Annotated in this window: 17 protein-coding genes; 4 read left to right on the top strand and 13 right to left on the bottom strand. The window is 28.6% G+C overall.

Annotated features, from left to right (window positions below; translation table 11 throughout):
- Positions 1-5 precede the first annotated feature (5 nt).
- The 4 genes from R3X25_RS10075 to R3X25_RS10090 are packed head-to-tail and all read right to left on the bottom strand — an operon-like array spanning position 6 to position 6,817.
- Positions 6-1,202 carry a GIY-YIG nuclease family protein gene (locus tag R3X25_RS10075; protein WP_317674404.1) on the bottom strand — a complete coding sequence of 399 codons (1,197 nt, stop codon included), beginning with the start codon at positions 1,200-1,202 and terminating at the stop codon, positions 6-8.
- The gene (locus R3X25_RS10080) at positions 1,195-3,135 is read right to left on the bottom strand and encodes a DEAD/DEAH box helicase (protein ID WP_317674406.1); all 1,941 of its coding nucleotides are present in this window, start codon (positions 3,133-3,135) and stop codon (positions 1,195-1,197) included. The genes R3X25_RS10075 and R3X25_RS10080 overlap by 8 nt, the downstream gene beginning before the upstream one ends.
- 2 nt (positions 3,136-3,137) lie before the next feature.
- Positions 3,138-4,142 carry a virulence RhuM family protein gene (locus R3X25_RS10085; protein WP_317674408.1) on the bottom strand — a complete coding sequence of 335 codons (1,005 nt, stop codon included), beginning with the start codon at positions 4,140-4,142 and terminating at the stop codon, positions 3,138-3,140.
- Positions 4,139-6,817, bottom strand: coding sequence for a class I SAM-dependent DNA methyltransferase (locus R3X25_RS10090; RefSeq protein ID WP_317674410.1), 2,679 nt, complete (start codon positions 6,815-6,817; stop codon positions 4,139-4,141). The genes R3X25_RS10085 and R3X25_RS10090 overlap by 4 nt, the downstream gene beginning before the upstream one ends.
- Before the next feature lie 420 nt (positions 6,818-7,237).
- On the opposite strand from R3X25_RS10090, the gene R3X25_RS10095 reads away from it, so the two are divergent.
- Positions 7,238-7,405 (top strand): hypothetical protein, encoded by a 168-nt coding sequence (locus tag R3X25_RS10095; protein WP_317674412.1) that lies wholly within the window; start codon positions 7,238-7,240, stop codon positions 7,403-7,405.
- Between the two features lie 448 nt (positions 7,406-7,853).
- Here the strand turns inward: R3X25_RS10095 and R3X25_RS10100 are convergent, their stop codons facing one another.
- The 6 genes from R3X25_RS10100 to galK all read right to left on the bottom strand — a co-directional run bounded on the left by R3X25_RS10100 (position 7,854) and on the right by galK (position 14,233).
- Positions 7,854-8,150 carry a helix-turn-helix domain-containing protein gene (locus R3X25_RS10100; protein ID WP_317674413.1) on the bottom strand — a complete coding sequence of 99 codons (297 nt, stop codon included), beginning with the start codon at positions 8,148-8,150 and terminating at the stop codon, positions 7,854-7,856.
- Positions 8,150-8,446 (bottom strand): helix-turn-helix domain-containing protein, encoded by a 297-nt coding sequence (locus R3X25_RS10105; protein ID WP_317674417.1) that lies wholly within the window; start codon positions 8,444-8,446, stop codon positions 8,150-8,152. The genes R3X25_RS10100 and R3X25_RS10105 overlap by 1 nt, the downstream gene beginning before the upstream one ends.
- A gap of 88 nt (positions 8,447-8,534) precedes the next feature.
- Positions 8,535-9,836, bottom strand: coding sequence for a hypothetical protein (locus tag R3X25_RS10110; protein ID WP_317674419.1), 1,302 nt, complete (start codon positions 9,834-9,836; stop codon positions 8,535-8,537).
- Between the two features lie 23 nt (positions 9,837-9,859).
- Complete coding sequence (locus R3X25_RS10115) at positions 9,860-11,164, bottom strand: site-specific integrase (RefSeq protein WP_317674421.1); 1,305 nt, start codon at positions 11,162-11,164, stop codon at positions 9,860-9,862.
- 292 nt (positions 11,165-11,456) lie between these two features.
- Entirely contained in the window at positions 11,457-13,076 is a 1,620-nt protein-coding gene (locus R3X25_RS10120) for a sodium/sugar symporter (RefSeq protein WP_317674423.1), read from the bottom strand.
- A 20-nt stretch (positions 13,077-13,096) separates the two neighbouring features.
- Entirely contained in the window at positions 13,097-14,233 is a 1,137-nt protein-coding gene (galK, locus tag R3X25_RS10125) for a galactokinase (RefSeq protein WP_317674425.1), read from the bottom strand.
- Between the two features lie 200 nt (positions 14,234-14,433).
- Between galK and R3X25_RS10130 the strand changes: the two genes are divergently transcribed.
- From R3X25_RS10130 to R3X25_RS10140, 3 genes are all read left to right on the top strand, one after another.
- Positions 14,434-16,653, top strand: a complete 2,220-nt coding sequence (locus R3X25_RS10130) for a tetratricopeptide repeat protein (protein ID WP_317674427.1) — start codon at positions 14,434-14,436, stop codon at positions 16,651-16,653.
- Between the two features lie 12 nt (positions 16,654-16,665).
- A complete protein-coding gene (locus tag R3X25_RS10135) occupies positions 16,666-17,370 on the top strand; it encodes an NUDIX hydrolase (RefSeq protein WP_317674429.1) in 705 nt (234 codons plus the stop codon).
- Positions 17,371-17,470: 100 nt separating this feature from the next.
- Positions 17,471-18,484, top strand: coding sequence for a UDP-glucose--hexose-1-phosphate uridylyltransferase (locus R3X25_RS10140; RefSeq protein WP_317674431.1), 1,014 nt, complete (start codon positions 17,471-17,473; stop codon positions 18,482-18,484).
- A gap of 61 nt (positions 18,485-18,545) precedes the next feature.
- Here R3X25_RS10140 and R3X25_RS10145 read toward each other — a convergent pair whose 3' ends face one another.
- From R3X25_RS10145 to R3X25_RS10155, 3 genes are all read right to left on the bottom strand, one after another.
- The gene (locus R3X25_RS10145; protein ID WP_317674433.1) at positions 18,546-18,848 is read right to left on the bottom strand and encodes a hypothetical protein; all 303 of its coding nucleotides are present in this window, start codon (positions 18,846-18,848) and stop codon (positions 18,546-18,548) included.
- 147 nt (positions 18,849-18,995) lie between these two features.
- Positions 18,996-19,868 carry a pseudouridine synthase gene (locus R3X25_RS10150; RefSeq protein ID WP_317674435.1) on the bottom strand — a complete coding sequence of 291 codons (873 nt, stop codon included), beginning with the start codon at positions 19,866-19,868 and terminating at the stop codon, positions 18,996-18,998.
- A 551-nt stretch (positions 19,869-20,419) separates the two neighbouring features.
- On the bottom strand, positions 20,420-21,355 hold the full coding sequence (locus R3X25_RS10155; RefSeq protein WP_317674437.1) for a geranylgeranylglycerol-phosphate geranylgeranyltransferase: 936 nt from the start codon (positions 21,353-21,355) through the stop codon (positions 20,420-20,422).
- Between the last annotated feature and the right edge of the window lie 16 nt (positions 21,356-21,371).

Genomic DNA, 21,371 nt, shown 5'->3' on the forward strand with positions numbered 1-21,371 from the left:
TACAATTATTTTTTTACTATTACCATATTGGTATTATCATATTTATAATCTATAATTTTTTCTGTAGTTATTAAAGCTACAGCTTGTTCTACAGCTTCTAATGGAACTATAAACCATTCTCTTGGTGTATGTCTAATACCTTTTCTATCGAATACATCAACCTCTAAACAAGAGTTTCCAAAGAATTTATGAATTATGTTTTCAAACTTTTGGGCATTCATATTGTAACATTTCCAAGCTGATTCTAATTTAACAGCTGCCATTAAATATGTAGGTTCGTTTTCAGCATTTTTTATACGTTCCTCGATAGATGTTCTTGAATATCCAATTTTATAAAGATTTTTTATAGATGAAATTTCTTCTTTCTTACTTTTTGATGTTAGTACATAAATATAACCTGCTTCTTTATCATTTTCATTTATATCACTAAAGTTTTCTATAAATTCTTCTGCAAAATCATTTATATTTTCAGTAACTACTTTACCATTTGCATACAAGTTTTTTTCTACTGAACGCTTTAATATATTGGATTCTGTACCATTTTCAAAAATACATCTTGTTCTTCCATCTTTTCTAACCCTAGTACCATCTTCTTTGTAGTGGTCTTCTCTATCATAATTAATACTTTCTAATAAAAACAAAATTCCATTATGAACATAATAACTTCCTTCTCTTAAATTTGCTTCTTTAAAGTCAACTAATTTTCGTTTACCCAAACTTAAATCATTTTGAATAGTTGTAAAAAGGTGCTCGTACTTATCAAAGTCTTTACACACAACTCTTTTACCCATAAAATCTGTTTTTGCGCGATTAAAATCTTTAGGAGTATGTTTAAAATCAAATAAGCCTTCTTCTTCATCATTAAAAATATCTAATGAATCATCATCAAAAATATCATCAATAGAATTTATCTCTTTTTTTACTGTATTTAATAAGCCATAAATATCTTGTGGCTCTAATGCTTCCATTTTTTTATGGTTTTCTCTTAAACCTTTTAATGTAGCATATAATTGATATTCAGAAATATTTGTTGGGTCTGGTTTTGGTTCTCTCTTATTTTTCTCAAAGAAATCGTTAATAGTGTCAAAAGATGCAGCTAACCTTTCATCTGAAGTTCTAGCAGCCGATTTTTTAGGTTTTACAATTAAAATACCTAATGGGTCATTTTCAAATATTTCATTTAAAATACTATCCTTATCCATTACTTTGCGCTTCTTTTTTTCTTTTTTCGTCTTTTAAATAAATGATGCATTCTGCCATTCTTTTTTCAGATTCAATAACTGAATTAATATTTGGCTGACGATTATGCGTTTTAATAAACTCTTGAATTTTAGGCCATAATATTTTAGCTTCTTCAAAATCCATTTTAATACGAGTCGCTTCAATAGTGTCTTGTATAATTTTTAAAACTTTAGAAGAAACAGCTTTTGATAATACTTCAAATGCTTCTTGGAATGGATTTACTTTGTCTATTAAATCTATATGAATATCATCTATATCTACAAATGAACCTGCCATTCTTATAAACCTTTTATCTGCAACTTCTTTTATAGTTCCATTTTTTACAACTGAATCTACTACAACGTGCTGGCGAACTTCTTCCACTTGTTCTTCCGTAAGGTCTGGATATTTTAATCTAATTACTTTTGGTATTAACACCTTATTAATTACTTCAGGGTCTATAGAAGCATCAGGCATTGCCTTTAACATTGTTGGGTCTTGAAAAATATCTGCTTTTAAATCTGTAAGGTCAGTTTCAACAATATCTTTAACTCTTTGTGAACTTGGTTCTTTTAAACCTCTAATTTTAATTTCTCCTGGTTTAGCTTTATCATCATCAGAAACTTTGGTTTTAAAATTCCAATTTGGAGCTAACACTTGCTCCATTAATAAGGATGCTGTAATTGCTTTTAGCATATTATTTACAGAAAACTTTACTTCATCATCAGCAGCATCTGGTTGTGCTATCAAATTGGTAAATTGAGCGTGTGTTTTATTATCGCTATCTCTTGTTGCTCTACCTATAATTTGAATTACTTCTGTTAATGAACCTCTGTAACCAACTGTTAAAGCGTGTTCGCAATAAGGCCAATCAAAACCCTCTTTTGCCATTCCTAAAGCTATAATAATATCTATATCATCTACACTTTTTATATTGCGTAAATAGGCTTGTATTTTATCTCTTTCTTTTGATGTATCTTCAACTAAATCAGCAATTTTTAAAACCTTACCATCCGTTTTTCTTTTTACAAATATTACACCTGTATCTGTATCTTGTTTTACAACATCGCCAATTGCATCTATAATAAAATCAACTTCGTTATGCTTATCTTTAGTAGATTCACCTGAATTAACACTTGGTATATGCAATATTGTTTTTTTATCAGTATCTAATACTTCCATAATAGCATTGGTATATTTACCTTGATAAAAGTGATACCCAATACCTAATGTTTTTAAATAATTATAACCGTTTAATTGTTCGTAATAATTGTAGGTAACTTTTGTGAATTTTGCTTCATCTTCAGGCAATAGAATAGGTACAGAATCTCCTCTAAAATAAGAACCTGTCATTGCAACAATATGTGCTGTTGAGTTACTGATGATACTTTTTAAAATTTCCCCTAACTTATTATCACCTGCTACAGAAACGTGATGAAACTCATCAATAGCTAATAAAGTATTATTAAATTTTGTTTCGTCTAAACCTTCACAAGCAAAACGTAATGTAGCGTGTGTACAAATTAAAATTTGCTCCTCATTCTCCATAAAATTATGGAAAGCAGAAACTTTACTTTTACTTCCATCGCTTCCTGGAGTACATAAATTATATTCTTCTTTTGGTAACCAATCTGCAAAAAAACCAAAGGTTTTTAAATCTGTTGTAGCAAATGAACTTCCAATAGAGCGTTCTGGAACTGCTACAATTACTTTTTTAACACCTTGATTTATTAATTTATCTAAACCTAAAAACATTAATGCTCTAGATTTTCCAGATGCTGGAGGGGATTTTAACAACATATATTTTGCATCACGATATTCAAATGCACGTTCCTGCATTTCTCGCATACCATATGCGTTTGTGCTTTTACTGTTACCTGTTTGATTGTATTCTACGTTTACTAAATTTGGCATAGCTATTTTTTCTTTTTCAATCTTTTTATTTCTTTATCAAAGTCAGAAGTAATTTTTTGTGTTTTATTAAAAATATCATATTCATTACCTGCTTTATTTATTGCTTGTTTATGAGAAATATGTCCTTTACCTTCCAATATTTTATACTCATTAAATTCTAAAAATTTATTTACACTTAAAGCTAAAGACTCCATTGTAAATGTATTTCTACGCTCAATAATATTTTCTATATAATCAAAGTAACTTGATACAGTTCTTTCTAACCGTTTAATTTCATCTTCTTGCAGATAGTTTTTAGCTACTGCTGTATCTGTTTTAATAATGCGACCTTCAGGTGCATTTTTCCAAGTTGTAAGTCCCATATTATCCTCTTTACTATTTGCCTTTAAATAAACAATTTCAGCAGCGGTTTTACCTGTTATTGCGAAATGAAATTTATTTTGAACTGTCGCATAAAAGTTTTTAGTAATTTCTGATTGAGGGTTGTAATCTATGCTACATTCTGCAAAAATATCTGTGATTTGTTGGTAAATTCTGCGCTCACTTGTCCGTATTGAACGAACTCTATCTAATAATTCTTTAAAATAATCTTTACCAAAAATGGTGTTGCCTTGTTTTAAACGATTATCATCCATTACAAAGCCTTTAATAACAAATTCTTTTAAGGTATTGGTAGCCCAAATTCTAAATTGTGTTGCTTGTGCAGAATTAACACGATATCCTACAGAAATAATTGCATCTAAATTGTAATAGGTTGTTTTGTAATTTTTACCATCATTGGCAGTTGTTTCCAAAATGGAAATAACTGAATCTTTCACCAATTCTTCTGTTGCAAAAATATTAGAAAGGTGTTTGCTAATAGCAGGCACACCAACACCAAATAAGGCTGCTATCCCTTTTTGTGGTAACCAAATTGACTCATCAGCCATTAAAACAGTTAACCTAACATCTCCACTAGGAGCTGTGTATAGTATAAATTCTGATTGATTTGGAATTAAATTACTCATATCTTTTTCTTTTTACGTGTTTTCTTTTCTTTAGCAAACAAGGTATCTTTTTCTTTTTCTTCTTGTATCATTTTTTCATAGAGTTTGAATAGGTATTCTAACCTATCTTCATCACTATTAAAAGGGGTGCTACGGTAACAACGTTCTACTGCCAAATCGTTTAAACGGTGTGCTTCTTTTAAACCTGCTGGCATTTTATCAGGGTCGTATAATTGAGCTAATGTTTTTTCTGAATGTTTGGCACGTTCATTTAAAATAGATAAAGTACATTGAGTGAGTTCTTCTTTGCGGTTTTTGGATATGTTTGGGAATGGAAAACTATACCAACAAATACCTGCAGAGTATCTAAAATCATTTTTTAATTTACCTGCCAAACTTTTAACCCAACACATATGAATTTTGGAATTTAGTATTGAAAAAATATTTGGTTCTGCATCCAGTATTACTTGAGCAGCATCTGAAGCAATATTAGATTCATCCAAAAACTTCATAGGTATATATTCTCGTCTTATAGTAGAAACTCTTGGAAGTACAATTTGAGTTTTTTTAGCAGTATTAAGCATACAAAATTGATGAGGTCTATCAGCACAAGATTTTGCATTTGTTGCACCTTTTAACCTTATCTCTCTAACTTTATCAATTCGATTCTTAATTGAATCAATTGATATCGCAAGTTTTAAGTTTTTATCACTAATCCATAAGCAATACCTTTCAATATCATTTATTAATTCTCTTGAACCATAAATTCTTCTTATTAAACTTTTTGCCTCTGGATATAATTCTAATAAAGCATCCTTCTCTTCTATATTTAATTGCAAGTGTCCATCATCTAAAACAATGTTCCCTTGAATCATTTTAGGGAAATTACTTAAAGGTTTAGTTCTCTTTTCAATGAATATATTTGATGCGTTTAATAGGTAACCATTTATATTTTTCACCTTCTGTTTATGATTTTCAATATAAATATATTTACTTTTTGCAGTGTTAATTTTCCTTAAACCTATTATTGAACAAATAACAGCAGCTTTATTTTTAGCATTATTATTCCACGCAAAATCTTTTACTGCAAAATCTATTTCAACATTTAATTTAAAAATATTTGGCCATAAATCAAATACTTGAGTCCCCTGACATATCGAATTTGTACTAACAAATGCAGCTTTTATATTATCTGATAAATAAGCTGCCCCCTTGAAAAACCAGCAGCCTATATAATCAATATTATTATACTTTTTTAAGTTTTTAAAAACCGTTGCGGTATCCTGTTTTTGATTTGCATCTTGAAGTTTCCCCCCTAAATAAGGTGGATTCCCTAAAATATAAATTTCATCGTTTTTATTTTTAGGGCACACTTGTTCCCAATCTAAACGCGTTGCATTTCCTTGCACAATGTTACCTGCTTGTGTTAACGGCAATGCAGGGTTTGTACGTCCAAACTCTTTAAAAAACTCAACGTTCATTTGGTGTTCTACTAACCATAAAGCTAGTATTGCTATTTCGTGTGCAAAATCGTCTAACTCAATACCGTAAAATTGAGATAAAGATATTTGAGATAATGCCATAGTACCTAACTCTTTAAACACTTGCATTTCTAACCTACGTAATTCTTTATAAGCAATAATTAAAAAGTTACCGCTACCACAAGCAGGGTCAAATATTTTTATAGTTTTAAGTCTGTATAAAAGTTGATTTAGTTTTTTAGAATTGCCTTTAGCGTTTTCAAACGCTTCTTTTAAATTGTTTAAAAACAGTGGTTCTATTACTTTCATAATATTAGGCACAGAAGTATAGTGCTGTCCTAAACTACCACGCTGGTCTACAGAAATAACCGCCTGAAACATTGAACCAAAAATATCAGGATTTATAGCGGACCAATCTTGTCTTCCACTTTCTATTAATACCTTACGTGATACACTTGAAAATTTAGGAACATTTATTTTAGTAGCAAATAAACTTCCGTTTACATAAGGGAAAGCATCTAGAAATGTAGGTAACTCTGTTCTTTGTTTATTCGGTGTATCCAGAACTTTAAAAAGATTTGAAAGGTAAGTATCTAAATCGCTACCATCTTTTTGTGTATGTGAATCTACAGCATTTGTAAACTGACTGTCTTTAAAAATATTGGTATCTTCAGCAAAGAAACAAAACAATAAACGAGATAAGAATACATTTAACTCGTGTATAAATTCAGGTGAATTGTTTGGATTGTCTTTTTTAATTTCATCAAACAACTTTGCCATTTTAACGGCAGCTTTTACATCAGCTGGGTTTTCTTCTTGATGTATTGCTTTTTCCATTCCTGCCCAAGGCAAAAAGAAATCGTAGTTTTTAGGTAAATCTTTTAAAGCTATGTCTAAACTATCATTAGTTTTAGTATCAATAGCTAATAAAGTTTTATAATCGGTTACAATTACAAACCTTTGTTTGTGTTTTATTTCTTTAACTATTTGAGTAATTGCTAAATGTAAATCTTCTTTGTATTCTTCTTTAAAAAATAGTTTCTTTTTTAGAGATACTTCACCTTTAATTTCAGATAGGTTTGCAGTACCTTTTTTTAATCTTGTAATTGTAGCTTTTGGTAAGTTATAAGCTAGTAAAAGGTTGTATATAAAAGTTTCTTTATCAAAATCATTTATCAGGTTCAACAGCTTTTTTTCAACTTGTGTAGTATTCATTCACATTTTTTTATAAAAGTAAAAATATATATTGAAATTACATTACTGTTTTACGTAATACTATTTCATTTAAATTAAAATACTATATTTGAGTATTAGGTTATTTTCATAGGTAACCTTTCTTTTTCATAGCAATTTTTACCCACCTCTATTTTTTTCAATTTTTGAGGTGGGTTTTGTTTATATACGGTTATACAATATAATACCTTTATACTAACTATTGTTTCAGTTGAGATATATAACATTACTAAATAGCTTATATATTGCTTTATTTATGTTTCCAATTTTTTCCTTTTACGAATGTTAAATAATGGTACTATATGGTCAATTTCCTGTAAATAGTATTTATTGTCTTTAAATATAATATTGTTCGTATAGATAACATCATACTCTTTTAAACCTTGTAAATCGAACTTTGAAATGTTTAATTCTCTAAAGGTTTTTGTTACCTCAATATATTTATATGCTGCTGCTAAAGATTTTATACGTGAAGCTTTGGCAATCGAAATATTAAAGATTGCATTAACACCGTTTACAGATATAGGTGCTGCTTTTAATTTAAAATTGAAGGAAGGAAAAAGAAAATGATAGGTAGATTGCTTTATTTCTACGCTTTTCTCTTTTTTAACCTTCCTCCAAAAATCTTTGTGAAGATAACTATATAGGGCTGCACCTAAAATTGCTCTAATATTATATGTATCAACTGATTCAACTTCAATACTTGCTCTGGAATACCATTTATAATCTCTTCTAATTCTATCAAACGAGTTGAAAATATAGTATTGCGTTTTACTATTTTTACTTATCCAATTTAGGTTTAATAATCTTTGTAAATTAGCTTTAACTGTTTTAGGGTTTAATTTTAAAACTAATGCGATGTATATTATTTCTTCTTTTGTAAATTTAGATTTCCCTTCAGGATATAAATGTTTTAAGGTTAAAAATACCCTAAAAGGATTTTCTAAATTTTGCTCTAATACATAAACACATTGCTCAATTGGAACTAATAAATAAGAATTGTTAGGGTTGTATCTTTTTAGCTTACCTTTTTTTTTAACCCTACTTTATTTTGTTGAACAGTATTTTTAATATCATCCAATTCGTAATAAATTGTACCACCAATTTTAGATGGATTTAAAATTCCTTCATTTTTCCAATTGGTAAGTGTTTTGTCACTTATTTTAAATAACTGTTTTACATCTGCATTATCTAACAATCGAATTTGATTGTCAATTTTACTCTTATCAAACTCTTTTGTAATTATTTCTAATCTGTTTTCAATTTCTTTTATGTGTCTAACACTTAAAAGGTATAAGTCTTTAAAATCTTTCATTAAGCTGTTTTTTTAGAATTAATTTGAATTAATACTTGATCTAGCTCATTACTTTTATATCGGATTGTATTTCCTAATCTATAAGGGTTTAAAATTCCTTTACGATTCCAATCTGATATTGTAGACATTGAAATTTTTAGAATTGTAGCAACTTCTTCTCTTGTTAGATATTCTGGCTGCTCAATTGGTTGAAAGTTTTTAGAAAACTTTTCTAGTTCTGTTTTAAAGTCATTAATTATAATGTCTTTTAATTCTTGCGGTGAAGTACCGTGTACTTGTGTTACTTTTTCTACCATAATACTTTATTTTACTGTTAATTATGGGTAAAATTAGTTCACATAAAATGTGCGTTGAATATGCAGTAATATGCGTTTATAGGCTAAATTATTTTTTTAACTCTTTTAAGTGATTTTTTAAGCAGATTTCAGCATCAATGTGGTAATTTTTACTATCGGAGGTACTCCTACCGCCATATGACTCTTCAAATTCATCGTTTATGAATTCGATAAACATCTTTTTCTTTGTGTGCTTTTTAAAAATAGTTTGTCTAATTTCTCCAACATTCCACATAGTCATAATTTTAGCTTGTTTGGCATCAAGGGTTTTTCGTAAACTAAATTCGTGTACTATTCTCTCAAAAAGTAATTTTCCGTTCTCATCTTTAAATATTGGGTTTAAATTGGAAGGTTGAAATTGTTTAATTTTATCTATTGATTTTGTTAAACCTAGTTTTGGTTTTAAACTATTTATATGTTCTAAAAGCTTATCTGTTTCAATTTTTAATGCATATAAATAAAACTGTTCTTGAATAAACTCAATTTCTGAAAATTCTTTATAAGGTATTTGCTGATAGTAATCATTTATTTTTAATATTTTTTCAAGTTCCTTATTATTCACTTCTGGCAATTCCTCAACATTAATGTTGTACTTTTTCACATACTTATCTAGTATTGTAGTTTTTATTAACTGAAAACCAGAAGACTTAATATCCTCTTCTACCTTATCTATATAAAACTGAATTTTTATTGGCTCTAATTCTAAAATCCTACTTTCAATTTCTTCTTTTACAATATCAATGTAGTTTAGCAAGTACATATTATGATAAGAAAAATAATTGTGCTCAATTGCTAAATTATCATACCTAGAAAGTTTATCTCCGAAATTAAGTACATAGTTTTTTTCAACTGTATTCTTGGCAAGTTGTATTGATTCTTTTTTAGTTTTTAGCTTAATAGATTTATTATTTAACAAATCTTCGACAAACTCAATTACTAATTCAGAATAATAATTACTAAAATAGGAATTAAAATTCACATTAATAGTTGTTACAATATCATTATCAACATCATTAACATCCATCCTTTTATTGAATAGCAACCTAAATTCATCATTGGAAATATTAAAATTTAAAACATCTTCAAGACTTGTATTATATTTATCTAAAAAACCATTTATTTTCTTGATATTCTCCTCTCCACATTCTTCTGACCACTTTCTTATTTGTAATATCACATATTTAAGATAATCTAATGCATTTTCTCCTAAAGACATTTTATTCTCTAGAATTTCACTTTTTAAGTTTTGTAATTGATATTGTAATTCAAATAAATTATCTGCTGTGCTCAACTTATAAAATTCATTAAAATCAATACGTCGACAATAAAGATCGAGATATTCTCTTTGCATAACTTTTTTCTATAAAAATAATATTAAATATTAAAAAAACCACTTTTAGCTATATGAGCTGCTCTTTCTTCATCTTTGATGCGAATGTATTTGTAAAATTCTTTCTCTGTAGAATGACCTGTAAACAGCATTATATCGAAGATATTCATCCCTTTTTTATATTTATTAGTGCAGAAACTTCTGCGTGCAGTATGACTGGAAATTAAATCGTATTTGGGAATCATTTTTCTAACTTCTTTACCTCCTTTTGTATACTCGCATTTTACAAGTTCATTAAACTCTAAAATTTCACCTATCTTTTTTAAATACCTATTCATTACAGGTTCTGACATTTTTTTAGGAGGTAAACCATTGTAACGTTTATCCATAATTTCTCGAATCTCTTTTGTGATAGGACACATTACAATTCTATTGTATTTCTTATTTTTATGTTGACGAAATTTAAAATAATCAATTCCATCTTTTGTAACAATATCATCTTTTGATAGCTTGTTATAATCGCTTATTCTTTGACCTGTATAACACCCAATTAAAAAAATATCTCTTGCTCTTTCATACTCTGGATTTTTAGATAAATCCTTTTTATGCATTTCTGCAATTTCTTCTTCCGTTAAAAATATTTCAGTTGTAATTTCTTTTACTACTTTAAAATCTTTGCTTTTAAACTTTATATTTTCTGTGTAGCCTTCAATAAGTGCATAATTCATAAAACTTTTAAGAGTTTTGATATGCTTACCAATTGTATTTAAAGAGAAATCTCCATCTTCTAAATATGACTTAAAACTGTTGTAAAAATTCATATCTATAATATCAAATGTTAGGGTAACATTCTTTTCTTTTTCGTAGCTTTCTAAATGCGTTATAGCTTGCTTATAGACTCTTTTAGTTACTGGCGTTATGGAATTACCTTTATCAGTAATAAACTTATTACATACACCTATAAAGTCTAATTCTTCATTAGTAGGTTCTTTTTTCTTTTTACGAACTATAATATCAAGTTCATCCTTTAACATTTGATTATTTACAGCCTCGCCGTATTCATTATATAATTCTCTATATTTCTCTAATAACTCCTCTTCGTACTTTTTTAAAGATGAGTTTACTTCATCTTTGTTAGTTAAGGAACTAATATTTTTAATTCTCTGTTTTTTGAAATCCCAATGTGCAAAACAACTTTTAAAACCTGTTGAGTATTTAAAGCGTTTTGTACCGTAGGTAAAAAACAAATAGATTAAACTTTGTTTAGATTTATTATTTTCTAATAACTTTATTGAATCTTTAAATGCATACCGAACTGAACCTTTCGACCTGTGTATCAATGTTTTCATAGCTTTTTTTTGTACTATAAATATACAAAAAAGGGTGCTAAATAGGGTACAAATTCATTTGTTTTTATTCAAATTTCATTGTTTTTATTCACACTTAAATTACTGAAAAACCCTTATTCCATAAGGGATTAAAGGGTGTTTTGTGTTTTATCGTTTCGAATAGATATGATAAAATTAGTACTGGAGGTACCACAAATAACACCCTGTAAATTATAAGTTTACAGGGTTTTTTGTTTTTAATAGGCAAAAAAAAAGCTCCAATTGGAGCTTTTTTAAAATAGAGAATTTATTATTAATTCCAGAATAATGAATATAATACTACTAAAATCAACATTACTGCAAAGGCTCCAATATTAAATAAAGGACTTGTTTTAAATAATTCTTTTGTAATTTCAATACCTTTCTCATCATCTTTTCCTTTGTGCTGAATCAAACTCGCTACTACAATAACAACCATTGTTAAAACTGCTGTTAATCCCATCTGATCCATCCATGGCATTGAGGTAGCTTTAAATGCTACTGCAATTGGAATAGAAGCTAAAGCACCTATAATAGCAGCTTTATTTGTTGTTTTCTTCCAGAATAAACCTAACATAAATACAGCTAAAATACCTGGACTCACAATCCCTGTATACTCTTGGATAAATTGGAATGCTTGATCAATTCCTCCTAAAAGTGGAGCCATAATACAAGCTATTACTAAAGCAACTGCTGCAGATAATCTACCAACATTTACTGTAGATTTATCACTTGCATTCTTATTAATATACTGTTTGTAAATATCCATTGTAAAAATGGTTGAAGTTGAATTTAACATAGATGCTAAAGAAGATACAATAGCAGCAGCTAAAGCTGCAAAAGCTACTCCTTTTAAACCTGTTGGTAAAAACTGTAATAACCAAGGGTAAGCTTTATCTGCCTGTTCTAAAGAAGGTAAGTTTTTTAAACCTGCTTCTCCTAAACGCGCCATAATTTCTGGATCATTTACCATAACATAAGCTGCAATACCTGGAACAACAACAATAACTGGAATAATTAATTTTAAGAAAGCTGCCATTAAAATACCTTTTTGAGATTCTTTTAATGATTTAGCCGCTAATGTACGTTGAATAATGTACTGGTTGAATCCCCAATAGTATAAGTTAGCAACCCATAAACCTCCAACTAAAACACCAATTCCAGGTAGGTTTTTAAATTCAGGATTAGATTTATCTAAAATCATTACAAAACGATCTGGTGCTGCTTCAAACACTGTTTGTAAACCAGCCATTACACCTTGTCCATCTGAAACTGTATTTAACGCAATATACGTTGTAACTAAACCTCCAAGAACTAAAAATATAACTTGAATAACGTCTGTCCAAGCTACTGCAGATAAACCTCCATATAATGAGTAAGCTGCAGCAAATAGTGCTAACCCCATTACTCCATATATCATAGGAATACCCATTATGGTTTCCAATGCTAACGAACCTAAATATAATACTGAAGCTAAATTCACAAACACATACAATCCAATCCAAAAAACAGCTAAAATTGTTTTTAAATTGGTAGAAAATCGTTTTTCAACAAATTCTGGAATGGTATACAGTCCTTTTTCAATAAATATAGGCAGGAAATATTTACCTACAATAATTAATGTTAATGCAGCCATCCACTCATATGAAGCAATAGCTAAACCAAGCGCAAAACCAGAACCAGACATTCCTATAAATTGCTCTGCAGAAATGTTTGCAGCAATTAAACTTGCTCCAATTGCCCACCATGGCAAACTTTTACTTGCTAAAAAGTAATCTTCTGCGTTTTTCTCATGACCTTTTTTATCACGAGACACCCACAGCCCTACACCTAAAATCAATACAGCATATGCTATAAAGATGATATAATCTAATAAATGAAAATTTGATGTCATATTTATTTAATTTGGTTAATTTATTTTACAATTGAAGTTCCTTCACTTGGATTCGCTTCAAAAGCGGTTAATTTTATATTGAACTTTTCAAAATAAGCTTTTTCTGCTTCTTTGGTAAATTTCTCTACAGCGTCTTCATGAATAATATTAATGGTACATCCACCAAAACCACCACCCATAACACGAGAACCAATCACTTCATTATATCCTTTAGAAAACTCAACTAAAAAGTCTAATTCAGGACAGCTAACTTCGTATAATTTTGAAAGACCTTCGTGAGTTTTATACATATTCTTACCCATACGAGCCAAATCATTATTATTTAAAGCTTCAACAGTATCCAAAACTCTAACCTTTTCATCAACTACATACGAGCAGCGATTGTAGACAACATCATCCATTTCATTTTTAAATTCTGCTAACATTTCAGGTGAAACATCTCGTAAAGAATTTACATTAGAATATTTTGATTGAATGATTGCAACTCCACTTTCACATTGTGCTCTTCTCTTATTATATTCACCGTCTGCTAAATTATGAGAAACATTGGTATTAAGCAATAAAATTTTATATGGTTTAATATGAATAGGAACATATTTATATTCTAAAGACTGGCAATCTAATAAAATTACATTTCCTTCCTTACTCATTACAGATGCAAACTGGTCCATTATACCACATTTTGTACCTACATAATCATGCTCTGCTTTTTGACCAATTTTGGTAATAGTAATTCTATCTAAACCACAATCAAATAACTCATTTACACCAAAACCTAATCCACATTCTAAAGCTGCTGATGAGCTTATACCAGAACCTACTGGAATATTACTATCTAAAACACAATCAAAACCTCGTAATTTATCAGTATGTTGTTGAACTCCATGTATTACACCTAAAATATAGTTTGCCCATTGTTGATCTCCAGGAGATACATCTTCTAGACTAAACGTGTAACTAGTGTCAAAATTTGCACTATAAAGGTTGCACACTGTATCACTGCCATTTTTCTTAAACATAAATCTAATTTTTTTATCTATGGCAGTTGGTAGAACAAAACCATTATTATAATCGGTATGTTCTCCTATAATATTAATTCTCCCTGGAGAATCTACTAAAAGTTCGTAATCTTTTGGGTTGGTACTTAACTTGCTCACTGTTAATTAACTTTTAAAATTAAAAAATAAATGTCAAATTTACATTTAATAATTTTAAAAATGAAATTTATATTAAACTCTTTTAAAAAAACATTTAATTCTCTAGTTTAAATTAATATAAATGTATTTTGTACATTTGTATTTGATAAAAATGTGTTTTAATTATCACTTATTTCAGCACAAAAACTTTCGCATTTAGAATGAAATTCAATTCAATAAAAATAAGCTTTATATTTTTTTTAGGAATAGTACTATTTTCTTGTAATTCAGATAAAGCAAAAAAAGAACAGTATACTGTAGTTAACGAAGTTAAACAAACATTTGTTGGCGGAAATACTTGTATAGCTTGTCATGAAGAAGAATATAAGCTTTGGAAAGGCTCACATCATGATCAAGCCATGAAAATTGCTGACTCTGTATCTATTTTAGCTAACTTCAACAATACTTCATTTACCCACAATAGTGTTACCAGCAAATTTTATAAAAAAGATGGTAATTTTTATGTAAATACTCAAGGAAAAGATGGTAAATATCATGATTATAAAATAGTTTATACTTTTGGTTTTACGCCACTTCAACAATATATTGTACAATTTCCAAATGGTGCTTACCAATGTTTATTAACTGCATGGGATTCAAAAAAAAACAAATGGTTTCATTTACAGCCAAATTTAGATATTCATCATGAAGAATGGATGAACTGGACTGGCGGTTCCCAAAATTGGAATACTATGTGTGCTGATTGCCATTCAACAAATCTGCACAAAAATTATTCTGATAAAGATCAATCTTATAAAACTACTTTTTCAGAAATCAATGTGAGTTGTGAAGCCTGCCACGGACCTTCTAGCGAACATGTTAAATATTACGAACAAGAAAATCCAACAGGTACACCTCCAAAATCTCATATGGAAACCGGAATGGATTCTAAAGAATTAGTTCAAAAATGTGCTCGTTGCCATTCTAGACGTTCTCAAACTACAGATTATTACAATTATGAAGGACATTTTTTTGACCATTATGAACAACGATTATTAATTGATCCAATTTACTTTTTAGATGGACAAATAAGAGATGAAGATTATGTGTATGCCTCTTTTGTTCAAAGCAAAATGTACTCTTTAGGAATTTCATGTAGAGATTGCCATGATGTACATTCAATGCAGTTAAAAAAACAAGGAAACGATTTATGCCTAACGTGTCATGTTCCTGCTCAATACAATACTCCAGAACATCATTTTCATAAAGAAAACACAGAAGCATCTCAATGCATTAATTGCCATATGACAGGAAGATATTATATGGGTAATGATTTTAGACGAGATCATAGTTTTAGAATTCCTAGACCTGACCAATCTGAAAAATATGATACTCCAAATGCATGCAACGGTTGCCATGACGACAAAAGTGCAAAATGGGCTGCAGACTTTATTAAAGAAAAATATGGAGAGCAAAGAGCAGATCATTTTTCAGATCATTTATTAAAAGGGTATTTTGAAGATAAAGAAGGATTTCATGAAGTTATAGCAAATTCTGCATATCCAGAAATTGCAAGAGCTACTGCAGTTAACCAATTAATGAATCAAAATATAACACAAGACGATGTAACTAAACTAATTGCATACTTAAATGATGACTCTGCCTGGGTAAGAGCAGAAACCGTAAGAGCAATTGAAAAAACAGGAATTGACACTTATAATGCTTCATTACAACCTTTATTAAAAGATACTATAAGAATGGTTCGTATTGCTACAGCTAGATATTTTAACATGAAAAATATAGATGTAAATGCTGATCCAAATTTCGATAAAGCAAATAAAGAATTTCTTAATCAAATGGAGTTAAATTTAGATTTTGCTTCAGGTCAACATCAAAAAGCTCTATACTATCAATCTAAAAACAATAATGAAGGCGCCATTAAATGTTATGAGAAAGCATTAAAAATTGATAATTTTTACAATATGTCTCGCATGAATTTAGCATTATTATATTATCAAAATGGAGACAAAACTAAAAGTGAAACATTGTACAAAAAAGTAATAGAACAAGAACCAAATTTTGCTCTATCTTATTATATGTTAGGATTGTTATACAATGAAAATGGTGATACTTCTAAAAGTTTAAAATATTTAAAACTTGCAAGTGAAAAGGAACCAGCTTCGGTAAATGCATTTTATAATTATGCATTAAAATTACAAGAAAACAAAGATTTTAACAAAGCAGAAAAAGCTGTTAATAGAGGATTAAAATCTTTTCCAAATAATGAGCGCTTACTTTATATTAAAACTATTATTTTAGTTAACTCAAATCAGTTAAGTAAAGCTTATCAAACGTGTTCTGTTTTAAATACTAATTACCCAAACAATCAAAACTATCAACAATTAATGCAAAACATTCAGTTAAGCATTCAAAATAACTAAAATTGCTTCTTTATGAAACTAATTGATAACTCACACATTTACAACACTCAACAACATATTTTAGTTGCAGTTGATTGTGTAATATTTGGATTTATAAATAATAAATTAAAATTATTATTATTTAGAAGAAAACTAGAACCAGCTAGAGGTGATTGGTCTTTAATTGGAGCATTTATTAAAAATGACCTATCTACAGATGATGCCGCTAAACAAGTTCTACTAGAAACAACAGGTTTAAATAATATTTATTTAGAACAGCTAAAAACCTATGGCGCTGTATACAGAGATCCAGCTGAACGAGTTATTTCGGTAGTCTACTATAGTTTAACTAGTGTTACTGAATTTGAACTTGAAAGTGTTGAAAAATATGATGCACATTGGTTTGATTTAAATGAAATTCCAGAACTTATTTTTGATCATAGAGAAATGGTTGAAGATGCTATTGAAAGATTAAGAAATAAAGCAAAACATCAACCAATAGGATTTAATTTATTACCAGAATACTTTACTATTCCAGAACTACAATCTCTATATGAATGTATCTATCAACAAAAATTAGACGCCAGAAACTTTAGAAAAAAAATTCTATCATTTGATATTCTAACCAAAACAACAAAAAAAGATAAATCTGGATCTAAAAAAGGTGCTTTTCTTTACACTTTTGATGAATATAAATTTCAAAAGCTTAATGCTGAAGGTGGGAATTTTGAAATTTAACTAATTTAAAAACTCTAAATTTTTTATTAAGTGTACTATTTACATTTAATAAATTTTATATATCTTTGAAAAAAATTAGTTAGCTAACTATAAATATATTATGAACAACGACTTTTCATCAACACCACATCGTAGATACAATATTCTAACAGGCGAATATGTACTAGTATCACCTCATAGAACTAAACGTCCTTGGCAAGGAAAAAAAGAAAGCGCTTCAAAAAAAGAACAAATTAAGCACGATCCAAATTGCTATTTGTGCGCGGGAAACACTAGAATTAATGGAGAAGTAAATCCAGACTATAAAAGTACGTTTGTTTTTAAAAACGATTTTGGCGCCTTATTAGAAGATAGCACTCCTTTTTCTTATAATGAAGGTTTATTAAAGGCTGAAGATGAAACTGGGATTTGTAAAGTAATTTGCTTCTCTCCAAACCATTCTGAAACTTTACCTGATATGGAAATTTCAGCTATTGAAAATGTAATTTCTGTATGGCAAAAAGAATATAAAGAGTTAGGTACAAACCCAGCAATTAACCATGTTCAAATATTTGAAAATAAAGGTGCAATTATGGGTTGTAGTAATCCGCATCCACACGGACAAGTTTGGGCTCAAAAATCTATACCTAATGAAGTTATTAAAAAAACTCAAAAACAACAAGAGTATTTTGATGCTAACCAACAAAGTTTATTAGTTGATTACGTAAAACAAGAAATTGAATTAAACGAAAGAGTAGTTTTTGAAAATGAAACATTTGTAAGTGTTGTTCCATTTTGGGCAGTTTGGCCATATGAGGTTATGATTTTACCAAAACGTCAAATTCAAAATATTGCTTTATTAACCAATGCCGAAAAAACTGATTATGCTGAACAAATTAAAGTAGTAACTCAAAAATACGATTTACTTTTCGACTGTTCATTCCCATACTCTAGTGGTATTCATCAAGCTCCAACAGATAAAGATTATAATGCCTGGCATTTTCATATGAGTTTTTACCCACCATTATTACGTTCTGCAACAGTGAAAAAATTTATGGTTGGTTACGAAATGTTTGGAATGCCTCAACGCGATATTACTGCAGAAGTTGCAGCTCAAAGCTTAAGAGAGTTATAAACAATTTTTAAATATTAATTATAAAATAAAAGCTACCAAATTGGTAGCTTTTATTATTTATTTAATCATCGTCTTCGTCGTCTAGACTAATTTCATCAACATCAATGGTGTCATCAGAAATATCTACATCTTCATCCATATCATCATCAACATCAAAACTCTCCATACTATCAACTAATTGATCGCTAATTTTCACCATATACACAGTATCTTCAGTTTTCACTTCTACAGCTTCTATGTATTGCCCTTTATGATTTGTAAAATGAATTACATCTCTTATTCCATAACCATCAGGAAATTTCTCTACTAATAAATTAAGAATTTCAGGAGTCAGTTTCTTAAAATCTACTATTATTCTCTTCAAAATAAAACAGTTATAATTGTACGTTAATTAATTATGTATTACTAATTCTTTCGTCCAAATATAAAAAAATATTTTAATCAGAAAACAAAAACAAGCATGAAAATCTATTTATTTTCTAGGCGTGCATAAGTTAGCTAGAACCCTTAATTAAAGCATTTTAAGACTATTCACTTCCATTTCAGTTAAGTGTCTCCAATGTCCTCGAGGTAAATTCTTTTTAGTTAAACCAGCAAAAATTACGCGATCCAATTTAACAACTGTATAATTAAAATGTTCAAAAATTCTTCGTACAATTCTATTTCTTCCTGAATGAATTTTAACTCCAACTTCTGTTTTTGATTGATTTTCTATATACGAAATATCATCAACAATAACTCTTCTTTCATCTAACATAAAACCATCAGAAATTTTATACAAATCAGACATTGCCAATTTTTTATCTAACGATGCATGGTAAATTTTTTGAATATTATGTTTTGGATGTGTTAACTTTTTTGCCAATTCTCCATCATTGGTAAACAATAATAACCCAGTAGTATTTCTATCTAAACGCCCAACAGGATAAATACGTTCTTTTGTTGCAGCTCCAATTAAATCCATAACAGTTCTTCTACCTCTATCGTCATCCATAGTGGTAATAAAGTTTTTTGGTTTATTTAATAATACATACTGCTTTTTTTCAGGACTTATTAATGAGTTATCAAATCTAACCTCATCAATTTCCTGAACCTTATAACCCATTTCAGTTACCACCTTTCCGTTGACTGTTGCACTACCTGCTGCAATAAAAACATCAGCCTCTCTACGTGAACATATTCCAGCATTTGCTATGTATTTATTTAAACGAATTCCTTCAGTAGGTTGTGTTTTTGAAGGTGTTTTTGAAGTTTGTTTTGATTTTTTAGTGGCTTCTGGCTTATCTCTAAAGTTTTTTTTAGAGCTAAATTTTTTACCAGTTGATTTACGAGGATTGCTATCTTTAGCTTGTCGTCCTCTCGACGAGTTTTTATTTGATTTCATTCTAAATTATTTTTTTGCAAAAGTAACTTTAATCCTTTAATAATCTAATAAATAGATCAATTAAAAAGGTAACAAATTAAATGCTACATGTATCTATTAGTATAAAATAATAATAAACTTATAAAACTCTAATTATGAAAACTAAATTATTTATCGCTTTTTTAATAATCTCAAGTATCATATTTGCACAGAAAAAAACAAAACTAAATTAAATACGCAGCAAAAAATTACAGCAAAAAACTCTATTAAAAATATTAACCAAAATGTATCTTACTTAAAATTTGATGAACTTAAAGGTAAAACCAATACTAAATCTTTTAAAAAAAATATTAAAATTGGCGGAACTGAAAAACCTTATGCTAGAGTTTCAACTTCTACAAATAATTCAAACAAGTTTTGGATTAATTATAAAATAAAAGAAGCTAATGCTGAAGTTAAAAAAGAATATAACTAGAAAAAGAGTTGTTGTTGCTAAAAGTAATATACAATGTGATCCAAATTAGTACAAATATAATTAAGAAGACGTTTATTAAATTCCTCTTTTTTTATGTTTAACTTGGTAACAACTTACTAATTAAAACCGAAGTATCTATTAATGAAAGGCTAAACACCCCAGCTAAAATTAAAAGTTTTAACATCCAATGCAGCAAGGTGTAATTTCTTTTACTTTTACTAAACCATAAAAACAATAAAAATAGAATTAGTGTAAAAATACTTCCATAAAAGTAATATTTCATCCTTCCAACTTCAGGATATTTTAATAGAAAGTAAATTGGATTTAATGTTAAAACAACTAAAAAGGATATTAATATTTTTGTAAAATACTCTCCGTATTTAACTGCAATAGTTTGATAATTTTTAACAAAATCTCCTTTAATTCGTTCTAAATCTTTCACCAATTCTCTAATTAAAAGAATAAAAAATAAAAATGCTGCATGAGTAAAAATAATTTCTGAAAAATTTTTATAGTACACAAAAACAGCAAAAAAAGGCAATAAGGATAATACCGCAGCAGAAAACAACCCTGTTAATGGATACTTTTTTAGTTTATGTGAATAAAACCAAATTCCAAAAATATATACCGCAAAAAATAATGCTGCTCGCCAAGAAACTAAAAAACCAAATCCAACTCCAACAAAGTTTAAGAAAAAATATATACGTAATTTAATTCTTTGACTAACAATTGTATCTATTTTTGTTTTTAGAGGCTTGTTAATCTTATCGGTTTCAAAATCGTAAAAATTATTTATAATATATCCTGAAGCAATTACACATATTGTTGAAAGTACAATAAAATACAAGTGTAAATCAAACAGAACAAATTTTAAAGATGTTTCAGGTGAAAAAATAAATATAGAAGCTAAATATTGAGCCACAACAATTAATAAAATATTGTAACCACGCACAACCGAAAATAAGCTCAAAATTTTAATATATAAAGGCTTATTTTTTTTACTGTTATTTTTAGAAATTTCGAGTAAATCCATTAAAGTAGTTGCTACT

It is taken from the genome of Lutibacter sp. TH_r2, assembly GCF_033101135.1.
Classification (GTDB): domain Bacteria; phylum Bacteroidota; class Bacteroidia; order Flavobacteriales; family Flavobacteriaceae; genus Lutibacter.

Excerpts from the sequence above, each read along its gene's own strand:
- R3X25_RS10075 (WP_317674404.1), bottom strand. The coding sequence starts at position 1,202 with ATGGATAAGGATAGTATTTTAAATGAAATATTTGAAAATGACCCATTA.
- R3X25_RS10080 (WP_317674406.1), bottom strand. The coding sequence starts at position 3,135 with ATGCCAAATTTAGTAAACGTAGAATACAATCAAACAGGTAACAGTAAA.
- R3X25_RS10085 (WP_317674408.1), bottom strand. The coding sequence starts at position 4,142 with ATGAGTAATTTAATTCCAAATCAATCAGAATTTATACTATACACAGCT.
- R3X25_RS10090 (WP_317674410.1), bottom strand. The coding sequence starts at position 6,817 with ATGAATACTACACAAGTTGAAAAAAAGCTGTTGAACCTGATAAATGAT.
- R3X25_RS10095 (WP_317674412.1), top strand. The coding sequence starts at position 7,238 with ATGTTTAATTCTCTAAAGGTTTTTGTTACCTCAATATATTTATATGCT.
- R3X25_RS10100 (WP_317674413.1), bottom strand. The coding sequence starts at position 8,150 with ATGAAAGATTTTAAAGACTTATACCTTTTAAGTGTTAGACACATAAAA.
- R3X25_RS10105 (WP_317674417.1), bottom strand. The coding sequence starts at position 8,446 with ATGGTAGAAAAAGTAACACAAGTACACGGTACTTCACCGCAAGAATTA.
- R3X25_RS10110 (WP_317674419.1), bottom strand. The coding sequence starts at position 9,836 with ATGCAAAGAGAATATCTCGATCTTTATTGTCGACGTATTGATTTTAAT.
- R3X25_RS10115 (WP_317674421.1), bottom strand. The coding sequence starts at position 11,164 with ATGAAAACATTGATACACAGGTCGAAAGGTTCAGTTCGGTATGCATTT.
- R3X25_RS10120 (WP_317674423.1), bottom strand. The coding sequence starts at position 13,076 with ATGACATCAAATTTTCATTTATTAGATTATATCATCTTTATAGCATAT.
- R3X25_RS10130 (WP_317674427.1), top strand. The coding sequence starts at position 14,434 with ATGAAATTCAATTCAATAAAAATAAGCTTTATATTTTTTTTAGGAATA.
- R3X25_RS10135 (WP_317674429.1), top strand. The coding sequence starts at position 16,666 with ATGAAACTAATTGATAACTCACACATTTACAACACTCAACAACATATT.
- R3X25_RS10140 (WP_317674431.1), top strand. The coding sequence starts at position 17,471 with ATGAACAACGACTTTTCATCAACACCACATCGTAGATACAATATTCTA.
- R3X25_RS10150 (WP_317674435.1), bottom strand. The coding sequence starts at position 19,868 with ATGAAATCAAATAAAAACTCGTCGAGAGGACGACAAGCTAAAGATAGC.
- R3X25_RS10155 (WP_317674437.1), bottom strand. The coding sequence starts at position 21,355 with ATGGATTTACTCGAAATTTCTAAAAATAACAGTAAAAAAAATAAGCCT.